Raw genomic sequence first — 20,514 nt, 5'->3', positions numbered from 1 at the left:
TAATATGCAAGAGGCCTCCTTGATCCCAAGATCGGGATTCCTGTGGGGTCTGTGTTAAAAGCCCCGAAGGTGCGCCGCCAAGCTGACAGCCTTCGGGGCCTTATTTTTTCCTGGCTCACCTCAACAGTTTACGCAGTTCCGCGAACATCTGTCGCCCTTTTCGCCGGGAGGCCTCCACTTCTCCGGCAGCCGGGGAAGCTCCTCCGGTGGCGGCAATTCTATGCCTAAAACCCGAGCGATATTTAGCGGATAAGCGCGTCTTTTGCCCGGTATTCTGGCAATCGCCGCCCTGGCCCGCTTTTCTCCCACCTTCCGGCACAGCCAGAGCCACTCCCGTTTGGCCCGGTCGTTGGTCAGTTCCGGTTCCGGCCGATCCATGGTTCCCTCACATCTCGTTCCACAGCAGGCGTACCCTGTAAGCGGCCATCTGCCGGTCGCCGCTGACCAGGGTCAGCCTGTCTTTGCCGGCCTGGGCCACCAGCAGGCGGTCGAAGGGATCGCGGTGGTGCATGGGGAGGTTGCCGAGGGCGAGGATGTGCTCGAGGCGGATCGGCAGGGGCTCGAACTGGTTGGTGGCCAGGATGTCCTCGAAGGCCTCCAGGGGGAATTCGATCTTCCCCAGTTGCCGCTTGACCGCGATTTCCCAGGCGCTGACGTGGCTGACGTAGACATCGTTATCGGGTGAGGTGATGACGTCCCGGGCGGCCTGGGGCAGGGCGGGATCATCCGTCAGCCACCAGATCAGGGCGTGGGTGTCGAGCAGCAGCCTCACTTTTCCTCCCCCGATGGGAACAGTTCGCTCTCGTAATAGGCGTCGATCACTTCCTCGGGCGTCTGGTCGAAGTCCTTCTCGACCCGGATCTTGCCCTTCAGGCCGCCGGGGCGGCGGGGGTTATGCCATTTGCGGGGCGGACAGAGTCGGGCGACCGGTTTGCCGCTTCTGGCGATGATGACTTCCTCGCCCCGCTCGACGGCCTCGAGCAGTCTGGAAAGATGGGTCTTGGCGTAGTGGATGTTGACTTGCTGCATGGAACGGTCCCGGTTTTGCATTGAGAGCTAAGTCTAGTCTTTTGTTTACGGCGGGGTAAGCGGTTTTTTATCGCTGGCCGGCAGCATGGGGAAAAACCGGATCTCAGCGCTCTTTGAGTTCGGCCAGGGCTTGCGCTTCATCGATGTCCTCGCCAAACCGGCCCAGGATCGCCAGCGCCGCTTCGGAATCCTTGTCCCGGCCATGTGCGCGTTCGGCAAAGAAAGCCCTGGCGCTCTTGAGAACCGCCAGCTTTTCGGCCACCGCCAGGTTGACGAGCTGGTTGATCGACACGCCCTCCTCCTTGGCGACCGCTTTCAGCTCCCGCATCAGGGAGGGCATCATCCGCAGGGCGAAGTTGCTTTTCTTCATGATGAACCTCTCAAATGATTTCGTAACCTATTCAAACCATCCGCCGGGGTGACGATCTCGAATGAAAATTTCCCGGCAGCTCTGAAATCCCGAATGTTGTGCGTAACCAGCATATCGGCCCGACCGTTGACCGCCGCTTCCAGCACCATGTCGTCCTTGGGATCGCGCAGCTGGGGCCGCCACAGATAGGAGATCTCCACCGGCTCCACGAAGGCGGCCAGCATGCCCAGGAAATCGTCGATGTCCTGGGGGTTCGGCGTCAGGCGGCGGCTCTGACGCAACAGGACATCCTCGTATTCCAGAAACAGGGGTACTGAGACCGGCATTGTCACCTGACCGGAGAACACGGATTCCAGCCAACGCCTAGAGGCCCCGGTGTATGACCGGAGACCGGCATAGATGACGTTGGTGTCCAGGACTGCTCGAATCATATTTGAGAAATCTTATACGATATCACTTCAATCCGAAACCCGGCCCTTCGTCGTTCTCTGGTCTCCGGGAATACACCTGGCGGCTGGACCGGTTTAGCCGGGATTCGACTTGCTCAACAAGTGCGCCAGCTGCACCAATAAGCGTTCCAATTCGCCGATTCGCTTGCTCAAGGCTTCGATTTGTTGACTCTGCCGTTGCAACTGTTCGGTGTATTCCTTCGATAGCCTGTTTAAGGCTTTCAATAATTCGGTTTCCAATTCCGTCATTGGGTGTCTCCATCATCTGCTGGATGGCGGCAAGCGCACGCATTCGTTGCCACCACATTGCAAACCACTCTCGGAACCCGGTGGCAGGATCAGGTACAGTCGACCATCCGGTCCTCTGCCCATCTTCAACCCGTGGCTTTGCTGCTCCAGGGCCTGGACCGCCGCCCCGAGCGCGTCTCTTTCGGTGAGCAGCTGCCCGATCTGGTTTGCCAGGTATCGCGTCAGGCCCCAAGCTCCGGCTGAGATACCGATAAAGAGGCTCAGGCCCACGATCAGCGCCGGCATCCAGCGCAGCGTCAGCGCCCGGCGGATTCTCCGGTTCAGATCCGCCATATTTTCCTCGATGGAACGCTGCACGTCGTTGGACGATTGCCTCAAGGCGTTTTCGATAGCGTTTTGCTGCTGCCGGATCAGGTCGTCGATGAGGGCCTGGTCCTCTTGAACCTTGGCCCTGAGCTTGTCGGCGAGTTTCGAGGAATTGGTCGGTGTCGAAGGATTCTTCATAGATGCCTCCCTTTAGGCGGAGACGCCCCTTTGCGGCCGGGGCGTCCGGGTCGATGATGACGGTAAGGTAGTTTTTGCCCATACGGGACACTTCCAGGCCCAGCTCGGACCGGATGGCTGCCACCACGTCGCTGCGATTGCGAATAGCGCCGGCTTCGATGCGCTGCACCAGGAACCGGGTCAAAAGCTCCCGCTCGCTCAGGTCTTCGATGTCGTCGCCGCCGGATTTCAGGGCCCGGCGGATCGCGGCGGCATCGAGATAGGCCCGGTGGTCGGCCGGTTGGACCGGCCGGGAACGGGCCGGATCGTCGGGTCGGGCCCAGCCGTATTTGGCGTTGAAGTAATCGCGCAGGGGGTCGTAGGTGTGGCGCCATCCGGGCGGGGCGATGTTCAAACTTTTACCGGTTTCCAAATCCACCCGGGCCACCAAGAGATGCACATGGCAGCCGCCGCCGTGTTCCCGGTGGAGGACGGCGGTCCAGGCGTAGCGGTCGGGGTCGAGGCCTGCGAAGGCGACCTGTTCGAACGCCCGCAGTACTTCGTCGATCTGCCCGTCGCTGGGCGCGTCTTCCGGCGCCCAGGCGATGACGCCACTGGTGTAGCGGTGGACGAAATCGAGGCTGTCGGCGACGTCGGCCACCAGTTGGGGATCGCCTCGCAGCACTTCGACGCCGGCGCGCTTCTCACCGCTGTGGTCTCGGCCCTGGAGAAGGTAGTCGGCGGCGGCCTTGGCCGATCCCGTGCCCCGGGGGATGAACTTAATGTGCATCGCGGTCGCCTCCGGATACCTTGGCCAACAGCGCACGCATCGCCGCCTCGATGGCTAGCAGGCCGGCGATGATCTCCACGGCCTCGGCGGAGCGTTTGTAGGTGTTGGCCCAGCGGGCAATCTGGTTGAAGTTGTTGCCGATCTTGGCCAGCTGGCGGATCAGCTCGGGGTCGGCTTTGGGATGCCGCCGCCGTCTCGGTGGCGCCTGCTGGGGTCGCCGTCGTTTCGTCAGGCGAGCCTCGATCTGTTCCACGTCACCCAGCTCGGGGGCAAGGACCCGCATCCGCACGAAGTCGGAGACCGACAGACCAGCGGATTCGGCGGCCTCCACCAGGCAGCGCAGGTCGGATTCGGTGAAGCGCACCCGTACCGATCTCGTTAGCGGTTCCTTGTTTTTGCGGGGTCGTGCCATATCTTTTGGAAACCAAAAAGCTGGGGTCCAGGGGGCGCAGCGCCCCTGGCCAGCCTTCGGCCAGAGAAACCGGCAGGTTTCGATGGCCGAGTAGGCTGGCTATCAATGCGGTAGCGGGGGACGGTCAGAGGGCGTCGTCCCGGAAGCCGGCACCGTATCCGCCTCCGGAGGTGTCCGCCTGCGCGCTTTCGCCGTCACCACCAGATGCCGTTCGGGAAGATGCGGAAGCGCCCTGGCCGGCGCCGTTGTCGTCACCTGTCGTGCGCACATTTTCGTCCGTTTCCTGTGCGTGCTCGCGATCAAGCCGGTCCAGGAAGGCGGCCGCTTCCTGGACCAGTTCCCGCAGAGACTCTTCGATAACACCACTTACGTCGATTTCGGCGCCTGCCTTTTCAGCGCGGCTTTTCAGGGTCTCCAGCTGATCTATCAGCTCGCCAGAGATGCTGACCGAGAAGCGCCGTCGCTGGCCACGCAAACGAACGAATCTGGAAGCGACTCCGGTTTTTTTGGTGGAGTTCTTCGTTGACATCACATGCCTCCTGAAATCAGTTTCCCTAAATGCTATGACCAAAGTCGTGCAGGTGGCGGCTGAAAAACCTGCACTTTTCCGCGTTTATCCGGCAACCGCTCCGGGCGCTATTCAGGCAGGCATTCCCACGCCGGCACGACCGCTCTCCTGCTGCGATGGCGATCCAGGTGGCGGGTGCAGACGTGGATTTCGTAACGAAATCCGTCGTACTCGATGGTGACGATGCCGGCCGCCTGGCCGCTGCAGCGGGTGCCCTGCTTGGTGCGGGCCTGGCAACGCCCACCGCTCTCGGACCAGAGCGGGCGGGTAGTGCGCTCGCGTTCCAGCTGCCTTTCCAGCGCCGCGATGCGCTGGCGGGCCTGCGACAGCTCGACTTCCAGGCGGTGGGCGTGTGTCAGAGTCCGCTCGTACTTCTCTCTGGGAACACTGTCGTTTCCGGAATGCGGGGCCGGGGTGAAACCGGCCATGCGCCGGTCGATGAATCTGCGTACCTCGTCCCGCAGTGTCTCCGGCACCCGCATCACCACCGTCGGCATGCCCCAGCGGGGTTTTCTGCCTGCGCCGGGGCGGGCGCCGCCTCGTCCTCGACTTGCCATAATCTTGACCCTCTTTCATTTCGTTACGAAATCAATCATAACACGGCGGCGAGTTCCGGAATGGCACGAACCCGGATGAGGGCAGGGGCGGATCGAATGGCGCCGCTCTTGCCTTTTAGATTCCGTTACGAAATCCTTACTACGATTCTTGCGGCGCCACTACGGATTCTTACGGCACCGTTTCAGGCGGGACGATCCGCCTCAGGCCGGTCCACGCCCTCGCTGCGCTCCAGCGCCCGGTACCGGGACAGGGACCGAATTTCACCCTGCACGGCCGGGCCGCCTTACGACCGCGCCGCATGCCGCATGGATCAGCCTCGACCTCGACAAGTGTTATACTTGTTATCATTGTATTGCATTGTTGGAGACATATATGATTGCAGTCCGTCTTCCGAAAGAGATCGAGGCACGCCTGGAGGCGTTGGCCAAAGCGACCAAGCGCACAAAGAGCTTCTACGTCCGCGAAGCGCTGCTGGAGTACTTGGATGATCTGGAGGACCTTTATCTGGCCGAGCAGCGGCTCATCGACATTCGGGCGGGAAAAGACGAGGTAATCGACGGCGAAGCGTTCTGGCATGGCGGGGCGGATTGAATACGCCCGCGCGGCCAGGAAGGACGTCGAGAATCTCGATCCGCAAGTTGCCCGCAGAATCCGGGAGTTCCTGGAGCAGCGCCTTGCCAACCTGGATGACCCACGCAGCATCGGAAAGCCGTTGCACGGTTCGCGGTTGGGGACTTTTTGGCGGTATCGCGTGGGCGACTGGCGGATCGTCGCCAGCATTGAAGAGGACAAGGTTCTCGTGCTCGTGGTGCGGATCGGGCACCGACGAGAGGTCTATGGCTAACGCCAAGATGCATGGGATTTTGTGGTTTGTTGAACTACAACGCAGAAATGAAATTCGAATGGGATGAAGCGAAGAGCCAGTCGTGCTTCGCCAGACGTGGGTTTGACTTCGCCTATGCAGCGAAAGCGTTTTTCGATCCGAACCGGTTGATTCAGACGGATAACCGCTTCGATTACGGAGAAGCGCGTTACCAGTTGATAGGCAAGATCGATGGACGTTTGTTCGTTGTTGTCTATACGCCAAGAGGAGAAGCGATTCGCATCATCTCAGCCAGAAAGGCCAACCAGCGGGAGGTTAGACGCTATGAAAACCGTATACATGACCATTGATCCGGAAAGTCCCGAATTTTCTTCATTGGGACGAATCGATCGGGAACGGGTCGATGCGACGACCGAGGAAGAGATTGCCGCGCAAATTGCCGAGGATGAAGCCGAAGCGATGCAAGATGCGGCGCTTTTCGTGCGCCGTGTGCGCAAACGCCTCGGTTTGAGTCAAGCAGAGTTCTCAAGAAGAATTAACGTGTCAATCGATACGATCCGCAATTGGGAGCAGGGCAAACGCTGTCCCACCGGAGCAGCAAAAGCGCTGTTGAAAGTGCTAGACAAAGCGCCAGAAGCGGCATTGTCAGCACTGCAACCCTGATTCCCTACGGCGAGGTCTATCGCTAGATCTTGTCTTTGGCTCTGATTTCGTAACGAAATCAATCGCGCGATTCGGCGCCGTCTCAGGAATCGGGCAGGGCGCCCCGTCCCCCCGGCAGATATCGGTACAGGGTCGAGGGCGCCACCCCGAGGGTGCGGGCGACTTCTTCCACGGTGATCCCGGCATCGGCCAACAGCGCCTTGGCCTTCTGGAGGTCTTTGTCCGTCAACGCCGGCGGCCTGCCGCCTTTCCGGCCCCGGGCCCGGGCGGCTTCCAGGCCTGCGCGGGTCCGTTCGCGAATGATCGATCGTTCGAACTCGGCCAGGGCGCCGAAGATGTGGAACACCAGGCGCCCGCCGGGTGTGGTGGTGTCGATGTTTTCGGTGAGCGATCGAAAGCCGATGCCGCGCTTTTCCAGTTCTTCCACGGTTTCGATCAGTTGCTTGAGGGAGCGGGCCAGGCGGTCGAGTTTCCATACCACCAGGACGTCGCCTTCGCGCAGGTAGTCGAGCGCGGCCTGCAGCTGGGGGCGGTCCCGCTGGGCGCCGGAGGCCTTCTCGATGAAGATGCGCCCGCAGCCGGCGGCTTTGAGGGCGTCGGTCTGTAGGGCGGGGTTCTGGTCTTGGGTGGAGACGCGGGCGTAGCCGATCAGCATGGGCGCTTTTTCCGTTCGCGTGGTATCAAAAATCGGAGCTATTTAACCATGAAACGGGTGAAACGTAACGAAATCAAACCGTGAACGACGCCCGCGCTCCGATGGGCGGTCGCGTGGTTCGGTGGCAGGATGGAGGTCTTTTGATGCAGCGAAATGTCATGGAAATTGACGGCTATCAGGCCGTCATCAGTTACGATCCGGAACTCGGCATGTTCCGGGGCGAGTTCGTCGACCTCAACGGCGGGGCCGACTTCTACGCCAGGGATGTGGAGGGACTGCGCTGCGAGGGGGAAGTATCTCTCAAGGTCTTCCTGGAGATGTGCCGGGAAAAGGGCATCGAGCCGCGCGGGAGCTTCTCGGGGAGTTCAAATGTGAAGTCTGTCCGGGAGGCCTTGGAGGAGAAGGTTTCCCGGGCCGAGTGACGCTATCAGTCCATCCCCAGGAAGACCGCCAATGCTCGATTGATCTCGACCATGGTCCGGTCATCGAGACGCCCGATCACCCGGCCCACCTTCTCTCTGGGAACCGTCAAAATCTTGTCCACCATGATCTGACTCGGCTTCTCCAGGCCGTTCCTGTCGTCTAGGAACACGCCCAACCGGAATATCGGCGCATCCCGGTAATGGCTGGTGATCGGCAGGATCGTCACCGACGGATGCTCGTCGAACAGATCGGACTGCACCACCACCGCCGGCCTGGGCTTGCTGTAGCTGCCGGGAATGGCCACGACCACCACATCCCCCCGCCGCACGGTCACTCCCAATCGTCCAGATCGGCGGCTTGCTCAATCCACGCCAGCATCTCATTTTCGTCCGGATCGTCTCGCAACCGCCGGGACTGCCGGCGGCATTCCTCCCGAAACTTGGGATTGCGCGTATCCGGCACCCACAGCTGAATGGGCCGGAGCCCCGCTTCCCGCAATTTCCGACGGTGCCTGCGCACCCGTTCCGTCGCTTCGCTCATGACCATGGATTCATGTTACGTTACATGAAACAAGATAGCGCAAAACCTGGCCCAAGGCCAACCACGATTCTCAAAACCCGTCTGAACGCCGCCCTAATCGGAGACTGGTTTCAATAAACAGTTTTCAGAAACCGAAGGCCTGTGAAAGCGCGTTCCGGGGGAGCGTGGGCGGGGATCTCCCAAAAACGGCCGGATTGGAGGCATCAGGGTTCATTTCTCGGAGACGGACTCTGTCCTGTCCGGATATGCCCCCTACGCCGGGGTTCTGCAGCTTAAAGTTAAAGCCAGACGCTGCGGGCCATGGCGACATGGCCCGCAGTATTTTCAGGACTTAGTCAGCCAGCTGCTCCACCCGCACCCCGTAGGTGAGGCGCTTGCGTTGCAGCTCGAAGTTGATGCGCAGATTCCTCAGTGTCTGGCCAGCTTCGAGAATCCCTCCCTCCGGCACGATGATGAAGTAGGGATCGCCGGCCTCCGTGTAGCCGTCAGGGTCGAGTCCTACTCCAACGCCTGCCTTCACCGGAATGCTCGGGTTGGTGAGCACCAGCCGAACCGGTCCGTAAATGGCATCTCCAGGATTGGTCACCGTGATCAAGATGAAGAAGACCCGGCGAATCCGGTCGTAGAGCTGCCGGGAGGAGTGGGTGACATTGAGCTGGTCGGTGATGTCGACCCAGACGGGGATGACTTCGTTAACGGTGACCGTAACCGGATCTGATAAAACCGCGGCGCCATTATTGTCCGTCACCATGCAGAGGGGCCAGTAAGTTCCCGGGGAATTGTAGGTATATATGGCCGTGTTGCTCTCGCCACAGGAGTCAAAGGTGCCGTCTCCGTCAAAATCGAAGCAGTATTCTGTGATATTTCCATCCGGGTCGTGGGCAGTACAGACGAAATCCACAGTTAGGGGGGCATAGCCAGAGGTCGGGTCTGCGCTAAAGGAATCAATTATGGGTGGTTCGTTTTCTTGAGAGTCAAACTGACATCCTGTCAAGTCAAAATCATAAGTTTCTTTCACAGTAAGATCATATACTCCAATATAATCTTCCAATTCTTCTACAACTCGAGAAACAGATGTTCGAACAACACTAGGTGTGGTCTCCATCAGCTTCCCGCAATCTGCATTCTGTTCGGTATAGGAATCGGCGGGATCGTCAACTTGTACGTCAGAAGATAGCACATCATATTCGTATCCTTCACCCCAGACTTCCGTCAGGACACTCGACAAATCAGGAATATTTGAATTAACAAAGGACTCCGCATCATTTAAAAATTGCGTTCTGGCTGCATCTTCTCCTATTTGCGATACCGGCCCATACTGACCCAAATCTGACTCTATAACAGGCGGATGGATGGTTCTATGTAAATTTACATGTACTGTAGGTTTATCTGCAAAAGCCCAGTTAGCGAAAAACACCAACAGGACAGCATACATCGAAAAATAGCGTTTCATTTTTCACCTCCTCCGAATCTTTATACCCCAAACGTCTTAACTCTGCCCCTGAAGGTTTCTTCTGAACCTCTTCATCCCAAATCCCAGCATCCCGCCTCCAAGGAGCAGCAGGGTGGCAGGCTCCGGAACCGAGGGAGTGGGGCCATGCTGTCTGAAGGAAATTTCATCGATCAGCAAGGTATCCGGGGTGGAAAAATCGAAATCATTCAGCGTAAAGGCAAGCTCCACGTCCTGCCCACCCCAGGTTTGGGCGAAGCCGGTAATGTCCTGGGTCACCCAAGTGCCGTTCAGAAGGTCGGTATCGGAAACGCCACTCAGAAGGTCTACCGTATCCGTTAAGCCCGTATCCGAAAGCTCGGCACTCAGAGTGTCCTGGGTGCTGTCTGTGGGATTCCACTGGATCCAGAAGGTGATGTCCATGGTCCAGCCGGCACCCGGAAGGCTATCCAGGGTGAAGTCCTGAAACAGGGTGGCAATCCAGTCGATATCATCGTTCTGAACCTGGGCCACGTTGCTGTTGCTGGGACCTGCATTGAGAACAATCGAAAAGTGGCTGTCGGTGTCCGGATCGACAACACCGGTGGAGACGAGATCCCCGCTCCATCCGGTGAAATCCCCCGTCTCAAAGTCCCCGTTCTGAAGCGGTAGCGCAAAGGCCGGTGCCGCCATCGACAGAGACAGGCAAATGGCGGTCAAGGTCTTTTTCATGGGACGTCCTCCTAGGTAGTTAGGGCAGTCAGTTGTATCGCTGAGATCTATTCGGGACAGAAACGGCCCCCCATCGCTTAACGCAAGATTAACGCCATGAAAAGTTAACCTGATGTTTACTAAATATTTTTTCTGCCTCTCGGGTGGACGGGCATTTCAATTTGTAAAAAATTCTGACATATCTGCGGGCGAGTACTTACAATGCTCAAAAAATTTTAAATATTAAAATTCTGAAATTTAGTATTACTAAATCCATCCCAATGCACTGGAAAGACGTTGCCAGACCCATCTGGTGACCGATTCGGCCACCCACCACACTTCTCTCCCGTCCAGGAGGGCGGCAAAGTCGCCATTGAGCGCCAGTGTTTGGCTCGAGGCCGCCGAATCCGAGATCAGCTTTCGGAAGGGTCGTAATAGTTGCAGTCGCAGATGTTCCAGAGATCCGAACACGGAGGATTGGCCTGGATATAGGCGTGGGCGCCGTGCAGTCGTCTCATATCTCTTCCTTTGCGCACAGAGGTGTCAGAATTTTTTACAAACTGAAGTGCGTCTCTACCCGAGAGGCCGGATAATCCCCGATAAACAGTAAGTTGATTTGTTATGGCGGGAATCTTGCTTAAAGATACGAGTGAGGTCCGTTTCTGTACAGGACCAAAATGTAATTGACTGCTGCAACTACGTGGCGGTAGTAGGTCGGCCATCCATCCCTGAAGGAGGAGGGGATTGAAGGGCTTCGCATCTCACTCTTACATCACATTCAAGGGGAGTAGCAAAATGAAGGCAAGACTAATCGTAACAGGCGTATTGGTGGCCATGTGCGGCAGCGCTATTGCTATACCACAAGACGGTACAGAGGACTTTTCCATAGATCCGGATCCTGGCCAAGGCCAGATCCAGTTCTCCGATGAGTCAGGAACGGTAGCCAATGACTTTGTTATCACCGGACTCCAGCAGAATGATGAGATCGATGGACTGTCCTCCCACCACAGAGATTTACCCTGGAATCACAACGTCACTTTGGATAGGATGATCCGTGGCACGCTGAGGATGGATTTCTCTATCGATAACGATAGTAACCTGTTTGAATGGAATGTAAGTGGAGACGAACCAGTGCCCAACGGTGGGGGGAGAACCTTGACCCTAGACGGCCATGAACCTGCGACTCCCAATCCTGCCAATATCCAATTTGCACATGACAACGAAATCACCCTGTTCGGCACGGCTAATCCTTCCGAGGATATCGATGGCCACGAGCATCATAACCATCCTAATTATAACTTTCCAGGATCAGGGCCATTTCCTGGGGCCCCATTCAACTGGGAGGACGACCCAAAAAACGTCTATTTCACCACCGAAAAGGGCCTGAGTGATCCTGGGGATGTTTTCAACTGGTTTCTGGGAGTAAACAACCCCTATGTGGATGATAATTTTATTTGTAATATTCTTGGCTGTGATGATGCTACTTTCAATATCGATGCCTTAGTTGTTTACGACATTATAGGTGATCTAACTTCATTTGATGCAGGGACAGATAAATTTACCAGTGATGCGATCTTTTTCTCCGTTGCCCCTGGCGCTTTCGATCCAACAGGGGACAACATCTACTGGATCAGCGCATCCGGGATTGGTGGCCTTTATGGCGATCCTGGCCTTTCAGTGAATGTGGATTCGCTAGATGTCCACGTCCCTGAGCCCGCCACCTTAACCCTGATCTGCGCCGGACTCCTAGGCTTCAGGTTCATGCACTGGAACCGCAGCTAATTCCTATCCGACAATCCACGCTGCACGCCCTTAATTAGTTATAGAGGAAGTAAAGGGCGTGCAGCATCTTTCCTAGATAGTGTGATAGTGTCGCTATAAGGTGGCAACTGCTTCCCCACTCAACTTTTGGGGTGGCAATAGGATTCATAGAAACCTCGCAAGGAAACCCGCGACTTTAGTCGCGGGAGGAATTGCGAACGACTTGCTTTTGCAAGCCGTGTTTGCCACCATGTGTAATATGGTCACCCTATTACCCACATCTCCCACCCCTGTAGTAAGATGTTGATTTTTCTGGATAAGCGTTGACATGAGCTGGGCTGAACAAGAATTTTTTACCTGGCGCTGGGCGATGCCCGCCTGAACCGGCGGCTGTGTCAGGTGATAGAAGCGATGGCAAGCGACCCGATGGCGAGCATTCCCAGCGTTTGCGGGGGCGGTTGGGCGGAGACCAAGGCAGCCTACCGGTTGCTGGACAATCCCAGGCTGGATTTTCGGGAGGTGTTGCGGGCCCACAGCGTGCCCACCCTGGAACGGATCCGGCAGCAGTCGCGGGTGCTGTGCCTGCAGGATACCACCGAGCTGGATTATTCCGGGCGGCCGTCAATGGCTGGGTTGGGACGGTTGAACTATGAGAAACGCCAGGGGTTGTACCTGCATCCGACGTTGGTGATCAGTGAGGCGGGGGTGGCCCTGGGGGTGACCGACTGCTGGCACTGGGCGCGTCTTCCCAAGGGGGAGCCGGACCTGGCCGAGAGCCTGCGTTGGGTGGAAGGCTATGAGCGGGTGGCCGAGCTGGCCGCCCTGGCGCCTGAGACCCGGCTGGTGTATGTCGCCGACCGGGAAGGCGACCTTCGGGCCCTGATCGACCGGGCCGAACAACTGGGCTTTGCCGCCGATTACCTGATCCGGGTACGACACGACCGCAAGCTCAACGACCCCCTGGATGGCAAACTGCGGGCCGCGGTCGAAGCCCAGCCGGTGCTGGGGACGATCGCCTTCGACCTTCCGGCCAGCGGCAACCGCCCGGCCCGGCAGGTCACACAGACGCTCCGAGTCGCCCGGCTCGAACTGAAAACCCGAAACGGCCCAGGTCCAAAAGTCACCGTCATCCTGGCCTGGGAAGAGGCGCCCCCCGAAGGACGGGAAGCGGTCGAATGGTGTCTGATCACCAATGAGCCAATCACCACCCTGGAACAGGCCAGAGCGCGCATCGAATGGTACCGCAAACGCTGGTGGATCGAAGTCTACTTCCGTATTCTCAAAAGCGGCTGCCGCATCGAAGCCTTGCAACTTCGCACCCGGGAACGCCTGGAACGGGCCCTGGTGCTGTATCTGATCGTCGCCTGGCGCATCCTGATGCTGATGACGCTCGGGCGGGAACATCCCGAGTGGTGTTGTGAAGTGGTGTTTTCTGTCGAAGAATGGCAGACCGCCTGGGCCATCCACCATCGCACCCCACCACCCTCGAAGCCGCCGGATTTGGGCACGATCGTCCGTCTCGTAGCTGGCTTTGGCGGCTGGCTGGGACGCAAGAACGATCCCCCGCCCGGCCCCAAAGCCTTGTGGCAGGGCATGACCAAACTGAGCGCCTACGTGGAGGCCGTGACTGCCATCCAGACGGCCGAGATCAAGTTCCCGCAGAAAAAACGGATAAGACATTGATTTCTATGAGTTGCAGGAGATGTGGGTAATAGGGTGGTAATATGGTGGATGTTGTAACCAATAGGAACTGTGTTTACCAAACCGCTTACCATGTGATTTGGTGCCCAAAATATCGTCGTGATGTTTTGGTGGGAGAAGTTGCGACAACCTTGAACGAACTCCTTGAAGAACTTTGCCGTGAACGGGGATGGCCGGTGATTTCCAGGGAAATTCAACCGGACCATATCCACCTGTTTCTGACGATTCCCCCAGCCATTGCCGTGACCGATGCGATCAAGATTCTCAAGGGGGTGACAGCCAGACGCCTGTTCCAGCGGTTTCCCCAGCTTAAAAAACGTCTTTGGGGTGGCCACCTGTGGTCGCCGTCGTACTATGTGGGTACGGCGGGCAACATGAGTGCCGAGACGATTCAGCGTTATATTGAACGCTCGGAGCATGTCACCCGGAGGCGCTGAATGTCCCTTAGAACCGCCTCGATCAAACTGGAGATTACGCCCGATCAAGGCAAACGGCTTGCCGACCTGCAAGCGGCTTTCAGCAAGGCCTGTAACCTGCTGGTGCCTTATGTCTGCGGACATCGGGTCTGGAACCGGGTGGCGTTGCACAACCTGACCTACGATCTGCTCCGGCGGCAAACACCCCTGGGATCGCAGATGTGCTGCAACACCATCTGGAGTGTGTGCCAGGCTTACCGATCCCAGAAAAAGCGGGGACGGATCAGGAAGGACGGGCCTGTTCCCAGACTCCATTTCGACCGGGCCAGTGTTCACTTCGACAAGCGCACCTACACGCTTGCAGGGGAAACGCTCTCGCTTTACACACTGCAAGGCCGTATTCGGGTGAGGATGAGGCTGGGAGAACATCAGCGACGCCTGCTCGATCAGGGAACACCTAAGGAAGCGGAACTGGTTTGCCGCAAGGGACAGTGGTATTTCAACCTGGTCGTCGAGTTGGAGGACCCCGATCCTGTCACCGCTGGGCCGGTGATGGGGGTCGATGTGGGAGAGAACAATCTGGCTGCCACCAGTACGGGCAAGGTGTTCGGTGGCGGCCGATTGCGTCACCGCCAAGACCAACACCTTACCCTGATCCGCCGTCTTCAGAAGGCCAAGTCCAACGGCAGCCGCAGCGCCGCCCAAAGGCTGCGGCAGGTCTCTGGCAAGGCCGGAAGGCGGAATTCCTGCGTCAACCACCAAATCAGCAAAGCCATCGTCGCCGAAGCCCAAAGGACACAGACGGCTGTGATCGTGCTGGAGGATCTGACCCATATCCGCGACCGGATCAAGGCCGGCAAAAGGGTGCGGGCCAGACTGCACCGCTGGCCGTTTCGGCAATTGCAAAAGCAGATCGAATACAAAGCGGCAGACGTCGGCATCCGGGTGATTTACGTCGATCCGGCCCATACCAGCCAGACGTGCAGCGAATGTGGGTGCTTGGGCAGAAGGGTCAAACATCTTTTTGAGTGTGAGTGTGGTTTCCGGGCGCACGCCGACTGCAATGCAGCTCGAAATCTTGCCCGGATTGGCGGGAGCACCCTCCCGCCAAGGGCGGCTGTAAACACGCCTAATGTTCCGATGGGTAGTCACACTATCCATTGAGAATAAAGCCTGCGACTTCAGTCGCGGGTTGTTTACTGATTGCCCTGGCGGTTGGAGGCTGGAAAAATGGTTTTCATGGAGAAATGTGGTCTCGCTCTCTCTGGCGGCGGCTTTCGGGCTGCCCTGTTCCACCTCGGCGTTCTGGCGGCATTGGCCGAAAGGGGGCTGCTTTCACGCATCGAGGTGATCTCGACCGTCTCCGGCGGCTCGATCATCGGCGCCTGCTATTACTTGAAACTCAAACAGCTCCTTGAAGGAAACCATCCCAGATTTCCAGAGCCGAGCCAGGAGGCCTATGTCGGCATCGTCAAGGAACTTACCAACGAGTTCCTCGAGGCGGTCCAGCAAAACCCCCGCCTCCGGCTCTTTGACTCCCCCTTTGCCAATTTCCGGATGGGCCTGGAATCCTACACCCGCACCCATCGGATCACCGAGCTGCTGGACGAGCATTTCTTTTACCCCATCACCTGCCAGGAGGGCATCCTCCTTAGGGATATCCACATCTTCCCTCCCGAGCTTCCCGAAGCGTTCGATATCCGCCAGGAAAACCAGGAGCGGGAATTCAAGATCCCGATCCTGATCATCAACGCCACTTCTCTCAATACCGGCCACCCCTGGCACTTCACCGGCGCCTGGGTCGGAGAGACGCCACCGAAGCGGGCGTGCATGGAAGAGATCGATACCAACGTCCGCCTGCCCCGCCTCAAGTTTGACGGGAGCTGCAAGGACGACTGCCAGGATCCCCCCTGGCCCAAGGATCCGGGAGAAGTGCGGGAGCGGCTCTGCCGGCTCAAGCTTTCCGAGGCGATGGCCGCCTCGGCCGCCGTCCCGGGGATCTTTCCTCCCCTGACCCTCCGGGGGCTTTACCAGAACAGAAGCGGGGAGGAGATCGTAGTCGAGCTTGCCGACGGCGGGGTCTTCGACAACCAAGGTGTTGGAGCCCTCTGCCGGGAGGGGTGTACCTATCTCATCGTCAGCGACGGTTCCGGCCAGCTGGAGGACCAACCCCTTCTCAGCCGGCGGGCCTTTGAGGTGGTGAGCCGGGCCAACTCGGTGATGATGGACAAGATCCGGGAGGAGATCTACTGCCGAGCCCGGCGAGAGTTCCAAAAGGGACTCTCCTTCTTCCACCTCCGCCAGGAGGTTCAATCGACCCAAAGCCTCCCCAAAATCCCCGGCCCGGTCAACCGTCCCGAAGGGATGGTCTACGCCCTCTCTTGCCTCCGGACCGATCTCGACAGCTTCTCCGATGCCGAGGCCTTCTCCCTCATGTATCACGGCTATACCTTGGCCTTGAGCCGGCTCCCGGGAGAAGCGTGGAAAGACTACTTGCCCAGGGAGGAGTGGAACTTCCTGGCAATCCGGGAGGTGCTCGAGAAGAGGCGCTGCTGGCTCATGAGGCGGCTCGAGGTGGGATGCCACCGGCTCTTCAAACCCTTCCTCCTCCTCGCCAAGGAGCACCCCTGGCTCAAGTGGGCGGGCGCCACCGCAGGTTTGTTCCTCTTTGGCGCTCTCCTGTGGAGGCTCTGGGATCTTTCCCTCGAGCTCCCCGCGCCACTCCTCTTCCTGGTCCCGATCTCCTTCCTACCGCTCGACCTCTGGTTCAGGAAGTTCCGATTCCTCCGATGCCTGGACCCCTTCCTAGGCCTCCTGGGACTGCTCCTCCTCACGCCGGTCGGCATCTGGCTCTGGCTCTGGCGTAATACCGCCGACCGGCTCTTCCTCCGCCTTGGAAAGGTAAATAGGGCTAGTGAAGGGAAGACACCTCCGCATTGAGCCATCCTGCGCCTGTTAAGATCCCTTACCCAGCATTCTGATTGACTTAATTTGTAATTTTCTATATATGTCTATTACTAGAGACTAAATTTATTGTATTGCAATATGTCTAAACAACCCCCCGAACTCGGATTCGACCTCGACGAGCTGGAACAGGAAACCAGCCGCTACCGCCAGGAGACCATTCCCCGCAAGGCCGGCAGGCCTCCCATGCTCCACAAGCCACGGTCCTGCAGCTTCAGACTTCCCGAAGACCAATACCAGTGGCTCATCAAGGAGGCGGCCAGGCGCACCTTGGCGACCGGCAAACGCTGGGACGCCTCCATGATCGTCCGGGAACTCATCGACAAGGCCCGATCATCATCATGAAGATCGTCGCCTTCTTCGGTTCCAAGGGCGGCACCGGCAAAAGCACCCTGGCCCACCTTCTGGCCTACGGTGCCGCCCTCCACGGCCAACCCGCCCTGGTGGTCCACACCGACGACCGGGAACCGGAGATCCACGACAGCCGTCCCTACCACTACTTCGACGGCCGCGATCCCAAACGCCTCTACGCCGTCCTGGAGAGGGCCAAAACCGGCGGCGAGGGCCTCTGCGTCATTGATGGCGGCGGCAACCGCCCAGGCCTCGACCGGATCCTCGCCAAAGCTTGTGACCTGATCCTGATTCCCTGCGGCATCGGCGGCCAGGACGCCCCCATGGCCCTCCGGGACCTGGAACGCCTTCCCGGCGCCTGGATCATCGTCAACCGCTTCCCGCTCTCCCCGGGACACCGCCGCCGCCCCAAGGCGGAAGACTACATCGCCCAGCTTCCCAGGAAACGTATCCTCTGCCGTCTGGGAGAGTCAGCAGCGGTAGACCGCTTCACCGAACCTGATACCAGACCCTGGACCGCGCCACCGACCCGGGTGAACAACGCCGCCCGGGCGCTGTACCGGAAAGTGAGGGACAAGCTGGCACAATCATCCCCTTCCCCAGACCCCCACCCCGGCTCGGGCTGAGGCCGCCTTGGCCGTACCTAGACCGAGCACATATTTTCTTGCCCTTATCTACGCCAAGGCGCTGTTACCTGATATAGGCTTCGTTGAACGCTTGAACATCACTCTCTACACCACTTGTGGACAATGCCCAGTGATACTTCAAGTTCCTTGGCAATAGCCCGGTAAGACATCCCCTGAGCCCGCATAAGCCGCGCAGAAGCCCGTTTTTCCTCGGACATGGCCCGTCGTACTTCCCCGGACTTTTTGCCTCCCTTGCGACCTCTCCGTGCCTGCTGCTCCGGCGTATGCGTCCTTTGGATCAGCTCCTGGCGTTTTTCCAGGGAAAACCGCTGCCAGACCCATTTGGCGACCGATTTGGCCACCCACCACACTTCCCGCCCGTCCAGGGGGGCGGCAAAGTCGCCATTGAACGTCAGCGCCCTGGTATTGCAGGCTGACAGCCAGGCATTCCAGCCGTCCAGGCCGCCTTCCTTCTTGTACTCGAGGACGTTCCGGTAGGCCCAGTATCGCAGCCGGTCGAAGAGGGTGACGTTGCGTCCGACACCCACTTCATCCACCTTCCAGCCCCGCTTGGGCTTGAAGCGCTCGAGATCGACCCATTCCGCCAGTTCGTTAAGCTCATAGCCGATTCTGGGGCCTCTCAGCACGTGCCAGAGGGGATAGGCTGGGTTCTTGGTCAGAAGGCCGCCGAATCCGGGATCGGCCTCCAGTGTGGCCGTAAAGGCGCTTTCGATGGCGGCCAGATAGCGCATCGGGGTGTCACGGGCATTCAGGCCCTCCATCAGCACCGGCGCGCTCAGACCCCATACCAGATGGGCGTGGCCGTTTTCGCGGTTCTTGGCGGCCCAGCTGGGCGGGGGCAGATTCCGCTCTTCCCAGGCGAGGATCGCTCCGGGATGGTCGCAGTCGTAGATGGTCCAGACCCGAATATGGAGGGATCGTTGAAAGGGTACCTTGTGCGCTATCGTCTAAATCAACTACTCGGACCCAGGCCATCCAGGCCAGGATTAATCCAACCACCCCCCAACCCCCTCAAGGGGGAGACCTATTCTCGTAGGTGGTGGCATCCATGCCCCCACCTACGAGAACACCCCCTGGGGGGATATACAAGGCGAGAATTTGGGAAACGCTAAACCAATCAATCATGACACCAGCGATAGGCAGTTCGAATGGAAACGCCTAGCTCTTCAGAAATTTGCCTATAGGAAGCCCCTCCAGCTCGCATGAGCAGAGCCATGGCGCGTCTCTGCTCGTTATCCTTCCTGACCCCTTTCCCCGTATAGGATGACTCTCTATCCTGCCAATAAACTTTACGAGCGCGATCTTGATCCCGAAGTAGCTTCCGCTCCCTGGCGATCCGGTCCGGTAGGATCGCCCGAAGTTCTGGATACAGCGTCTCCGGAATCAAGGGCTGGAGCCACTTGTGCAAGGTGGCCCGCCGGAACCGGTACCGTGGATCCACCTCCTGCCCCTGCCATTCTATAGTCTTGCCGGCGGCGGCGGCCTCGGCCCGTTGCTGAATGGTTTTGGCAACGGCTTTGATCTCCCGGTCGGTCAGGCCGGGGGTAAAGGTCTGGGCCGCATTCTCGATCTCGTCCCTCAGGGATTCGGCCCGGCTGAACCAGGACAAAGCGACTCCGGACAGAAACAGCCAGCTATCGCGATAGCCTTCAGGGATTTGTCCGTCATGATGACGGGCGATAGCCAGAAGATCTTGGTAGACCTTGTACCAGCGCTCGTAAATGCTGCCTGAGACCGCTTGTGGGGCTCTCTGAGCGCGTTTGGCGGCTTGGGCGTGGATATCCCTGATCTTGGCCTTTCCAGGCGCTTTACGCGGCTTACGTTGCCCCAGAACTTCATTGGCCAGTTCGTGCAGTGTCCAACGATATCCGGTGATGATAAGGCCCCGCACCACCGCGTTGTTTAGGCTGTTTACGGTGCCAACCAGGCGCAAAACCCGGGTGCAGTCGCGGGCTTTGGGATCGGCGCCAATAGGGGCGAGGGCCTGGTTGAGACTGTCGGTGATCCGCTGCCAAACGGGCAGGGTCTTCGGCGGCATCGGCTGGATCAGCCAGTAGAGATGCAGTCCCCGCCCGGAAAACACGGTCAGCGAGGGAGCCGGCATCCTGGATTCCAACAGAGTATCGAGGGCCAGATCCAGATCGGTCGTTCCGTCCAGATCGACATATACGGCCCGCAGGCTGCGCAGCAGGCGCACCAGGCGCCAGCCGTCGAATTCGTTAACCGAAACATAGGTGTCCGGTTTGCCCTTCAAGCCGGCCAGGAATTCGGGGATGGCCGGATCATTTGGAGCGAGCTTCACCCAGCGTTTTCCAGGACGCAGAGCCTCCCACACGAGCACGGTGCCGTGGGCCTCACGGTGGAGGGCCTCGAAATGCTCCGGCGGGTGGTCCAGATCAAGCGAGAATTGCTGGGGGGTCATGCGGTCGCCCCCCGATAATGACGGTAAGGCCTAGGTCTGGCCTGGAGGGTGTGACAGGGATATGTACTATGGTATGTGCCATACCAAATATTATGTCGTA

General features: G+C 58.7%; 28 protein-coding genes. 12 read left to right on the top strand and 16 right to left on the bottom strand.

Annotated features, from left to right (window positions below; all coding sequences use genetic code 11):
* Positions 1–120: 120 nt before the first annotated feature.
* The 9 genes from MIN45_RS12485 to MIN45_RS12350 form a co-directional block, all read right to left on the bottom strand.
* Positions 121–378, bottom strand: a complete 258-nt coding sequence (locus MIN45_RS12485) for a CppA family protein (RefSeq protein WP_479691246.1) — start codon at positions 376–378, stop codon at positions 121–123.
* A 7-nt stretch (positions 379–385) separates the two neighbouring features.
* Positions 386–772 (bottom strand): type II toxin-antitoxin system VapC family toxin, encoded by a 387-nt coding sequence (locus tag MIN45_RS12385; protein WP_286294211.1) that lies wholly within the window; start codon positions 770–772, stop codon positions 386–388.
* Positions 769–1,029 carry a type II toxin-antitoxin system Phd/YefM family antitoxin gene (locus tag MIN45_RS12380; RefSeq protein WP_286294210.1) on the bottom strand — a complete coding sequence of 87 codons (261 nt, stop codon included), beginning with the start codon at positions 1,027–1,029 and terminating at the stop codon, positions 769–771. Before MIN45_RS12380 ends, MIN45_RS12385 begins: the two co-directional genes overlap by 4 nt.
* A gap of 103 nt (positions 1,030–1,132) precedes the next feature.
* On the bottom strand, positions 1,133–1,399 hold the full coding sequence (locus MIN45_RS12375) for a toxin-antitoxin system HicB family antitoxin (protein WP_286294208.1): 267 nt from the start codon (positions 1,397–1,399) through the stop codon (positions 1,133–1,135).
* Positions 1,396–1,830 (bottom strand): putative toxin-antitoxin system toxin component, PIN family, encoded by a 435-nt coding sequence (locus tag MIN45_RS12370; RefSeq protein WP_286294207.1) that lies wholly within the window; start codon positions 1,828–1,830, stop codon positions 1,396–1,398. The genes MIN45_RS12375 and MIN45_RS12370 overlap by 4 nt, the downstream gene beginning before the upstream one ends.
* A gap of 22 nt (positions 1,831–1,852) precedes the next feature.
* Positions 1,853–3,370, bottom strand: a complete 1,518-nt coding sequence (locus tag MIN45_RS12365) for a relaxase/mobilization nuclease domain-containing protein (RefSeq protein WP_286294206.1) — start codon at positions 3,368–3,370, stop codon at positions 1,853–1,855.
* The gene (locus MIN45_RS12360) at positions 3,360–3,782 is read right to left on the bottom strand and encodes a MobC family plasmid mobilization relaxosome protein (RefSeq protein ID WP_286294205.1); all 423 of its coding nucleotides are present in this window, start codon (positions 3,780–3,782) and stop codon (positions 3,360–3,362) included. Before MIN45_RS12360 ends, MIN45_RS12365 begins: the two co-directional genes overlap by 11 nt.
* 124 nt (positions 3,783–3,906) lie before the next feature.
* A complete protein-coding gene (locus MIN45_RS12355) occupies positions 3,907–4,311 on the bottom strand; it encodes a hypothetical protein (protein ID WP_286294204.1) in 405 nt (134 codons plus the stop codon).
* 107 nt (positions 4,312–4,418) lie between these two features.
* Entirely contained in the window at positions 4,419–4,907 is a 489-nt protein-coding gene (locus MIN45_RS12350; protein WP_286294203.1) for a hypothetical protein, read from the bottom strand.
* 373 nt (positions 4,908–5,280) lie between these two features.
* Between MIN45_RS12350 and relB the strand changes: the two genes are divergently transcribed.
* Genes relB through MIN45_RS12330 form a run of 4 tightly spaced genes read left to right on the top strand, consistent with a single transcriptional unit; the run spans position 5,281 to position 6,394 of the window.
* Positions 5,281–5,499 carry a type II toxin-antitoxin system RelB family antitoxin gene (gene relB, locus MIN45_RS12345; protein WP_286294201.1) on the top strand — a complete coding sequence of 73 codons (219 nt, stop codon included), beginning with the start codon at positions 5,281–5,283 and terminating at the stop codon, positions 5,497–5,499.
* Positions 5,483–5,752 carry a type II toxin-antitoxin system RelE family toxin gene (locus tag MIN45_RS12340; RefSeq protein ID WP_286294200.1) on the top strand — a complete coding sequence of 90 codons (270 nt, stop codon included), beginning with the start codon at positions 5,483–5,485 and terminating at the stop codon, positions 5,750–5,752. Before relB ends, MIN45_RS12340 begins: the two co-directional genes overlap by 17 nt.
* Positions 5,753–5,799: 47 nt before the next feature.
* The gene (locus tag MIN45_RS12335) at positions 5,800–6,081 is read left to right on the top strand and encodes a BrnT family toxin (protein ID WP_286294225.1); all 282 of its coding nucleotides are present in this window, start codon (positions 5,800–5,802) and stop codon (positions 6,079–6,081) included.
* The gene (locus MIN45_RS12330; protein ID WP_286294199.1) at positions 6,071–6,394 is read left to right on the top strand and encodes a helix-turn-helix domain-containing protein; all 324 of its coding nucleotides are present in this window, start codon (positions 6,071–6,073) and stop codon (positions 6,392–6,394) included. Before MIN45_RS12335 ends, MIN45_RS12330 begins: the two co-directional genes overlap by 11 nt.
* An 82-nt stretch (positions 6,395–6,476) precedes the next feature.
* On the opposite strand, the gene MIN45_RS12325 is transcribed toward MIN45_RS12330, so the two are convergent.
* Positions 6,477–7,049, bottom strand: a complete 573-nt coding sequence (locus MIN45_RS12325) for a recombinase family protein (protein WP_286294197.1) — start codon at positions 7,047–7,049, stop codon at positions 6,477–6,479.
* A 143-nt stretch (positions 7,050–7,192) separates the two neighbouring features.
* Here MIN45_RS12325 and MIN45_RS12320 point away from each other — a divergent pair, with 143 nt between their 5' ends.
* Positions 7,193–7,471, top strand: coding sequence for a type II toxin-antitoxin system HicB family antitoxin (locus MIN45_RS12320; protein ID WP_337250378.1), 279 nt, complete (start codon positions 7,193–7,195; stop codon positions 7,469–7,471).
* Between the two features lie 5 nt (positions 7,472–7,476).
* Here MIN45_RS12320 and MIN45_RS12315 read toward each other — a convergent pair whose 3' ends face one another.
* From MIN45_RS12315 to MIN45_RS12300, 4 genes are all read right to left on the bottom strand, one after another.
* A complete protein-coding gene (locus MIN45_RS12315) occupies positions 7,477–7,806 on the bottom strand; it encodes a type II toxin-antitoxin system PemK/MazF family toxin (protein WP_337250377.1) in 330 nt (109 codons plus the stop codon).
* Positions 7,803–8,012, bottom strand: a complete 210-nt coding sequence (locus tag MIN45_RS12310) for an antitoxin MazE family protein (protein WP_286294195.1) — start codon at positions 8,010–8,012, stop codon at positions 7,803–7,805. Before MIN45_RS12310 ends, MIN45_RS12315 begins: the two co-directional genes overlap by 4 nt.
* Before the next feature lie 331 nt (positions 8,013–8,343).
* The gene (locus MIN45_RS12305; protein ID WP_286294194.1) at positions 8,344–9,465 is read right to left on the bottom strand and encodes a PKD domain-containing protein; all 1,122 of its coding nucleotides are present in this window, start codon (positions 9,463–9,465) and stop codon (positions 8,344–8,346) included.
* Positions 9,466–9,501: 36 nt separating this feature from the next.
* Positions 9,502–10,173 (bottom strand): PEP-CTERM sorting domain-containing protein, encoded by a 672-nt coding sequence (locus tag MIN45_RS12300; RefSeq protein WP_286294192.1) that lies wholly within the window; start codon positions 10,171–10,173, stop codon positions 9,502–9,504.
* Between the two features lie 774 nt (positions 10,174–10,947).
* Between MIN45_RS12300 and MIN45_RS12295 the strand changes: the two genes are divergently transcribed.
* The 7 genes from MIN45_RS12295 (at position 10,948) to MIN45_RS12265 (ending at position 17,971) form a co-directional block, all read left to right on the top strand.
* Positions 10,948–11,934, top strand: a complete 987-nt coding sequence (locus tag MIN45_RS12295) for a PEP-CTERM sorting domain-containing protein (protein WP_286294220.1) — start codon at positions 10,948–10,950, stop codon at positions 11,932–11,934.
* Positions 11,935–12,324: 390 nt separating this feature from the next.
* Positions 12,325–13,596: an IS4 family transposase gene (locus MIN45_RS12290; protein WP_286294218.1), complete on the top strand. Its 1,272-nt coding sequence runs from the start codon at positions 12,325–12,327 to the stop codon at positions 13,594–13,596.
* 41 nt (positions 13,597–13,637) lie between these two features.
* Positions 13,638–14,051 carry an IS200/IS605 family transposase gene (gene tnpA / locus MIN45_RS12285; protein ID WP_286294217.1) on the top strand — a complete coding sequence of 138 codons (414 nt, stop codon included), beginning with the start codon at positions 13,638–13,640 and terminating at the stop codon, positions 14,049–14,051.
* Positions 14,052–15,194, top strand: coding sequence for an RNA-guided endonuclease InsQ/TnpB family protein (locus MIN45_RS12280; protein ID WP_286294216.1), 1,143 nt, complete (start codon positions 14,052–14,054; stop codon positions 15,192–15,194).
* A gap of 66 nt (positions 15,195–15,260) precedes the next feature.
* Positions 15,261–16,970 (top strand): patatin-like phospholipase family protein, encoded by a 1,710-nt coding sequence (locus MIN45_RS12275; RefSeq protein ID WP_286294215.1) that lies wholly within the window; start codon positions 15,261–15,263, stop codon positions 16,968–16,970.
* A gap of 105 nt (positions 16,971–17,075) precedes the next feature.
* Positions 17,076–17,339 (top strand): hypothetical protein, encoded by a 264-nt coding sequence (locus MIN45_RS12270; protein WP_286294214.1) that lies wholly within the window; start codon positions 17,076–17,078, stop codon positions 17,337–17,339.
* The gene (locus MIN45_RS12265) at positions 17,336–17,971 is read left to right on the top strand and encodes a ParA family protein (protein WP_286294213.1); all 636 of its coding nucleotides are present in this window, start codon (positions 17,336–17,338) and stop codon (positions 17,969–17,971) included. Before MIN45_RS12270 ends, MIN45_RS12265 begins: the two co-directional genes overlap by 4 nt.
* Positions 17,972–18,069: 98 nt before the next feature.
* Here the strand turns inward: MIN45_RS12265 and MIN45_RS12260 are convergent, their stop codons facing one another.
* A complete protein-coding gene (locus tag MIN45_RS12260; RefSeq protein WP_286294222.1) occupies positions 18,070–18,900 on the bottom strand; it encodes a replication initiation protein in 831 nt (276 codons plus the stop codon).
* A 209-nt stretch (positions 18,901–19,109) separates the two neighbouring features.
* Entirely contained in the window at positions 19,110–20,414 is a 1,305-nt protein-coding gene (locus tag MIN45_RS12255; RefSeq protein ID WP_286294212.1) for a helix-turn-helix domain-containing protein, read from the bottom strand.
* Positions 20,415–20,514: the final 100 nt, after the last annotated feature.

This window comes from Methylomarinovum tepidoasis (genome assembly GCF_030294985.1).
In the GTDB taxonomy this organism is placed as follows: domain Bacteria; phylum Pseudomonadota; class Gammaproteobacteria; order Methylococcales; family Methylothermaceae; genus Methylohalobius; species Methylohalobius tepidoasis.
This window is presented reverse-complemented; position numbering and strand designations above follow the sequence as displayed.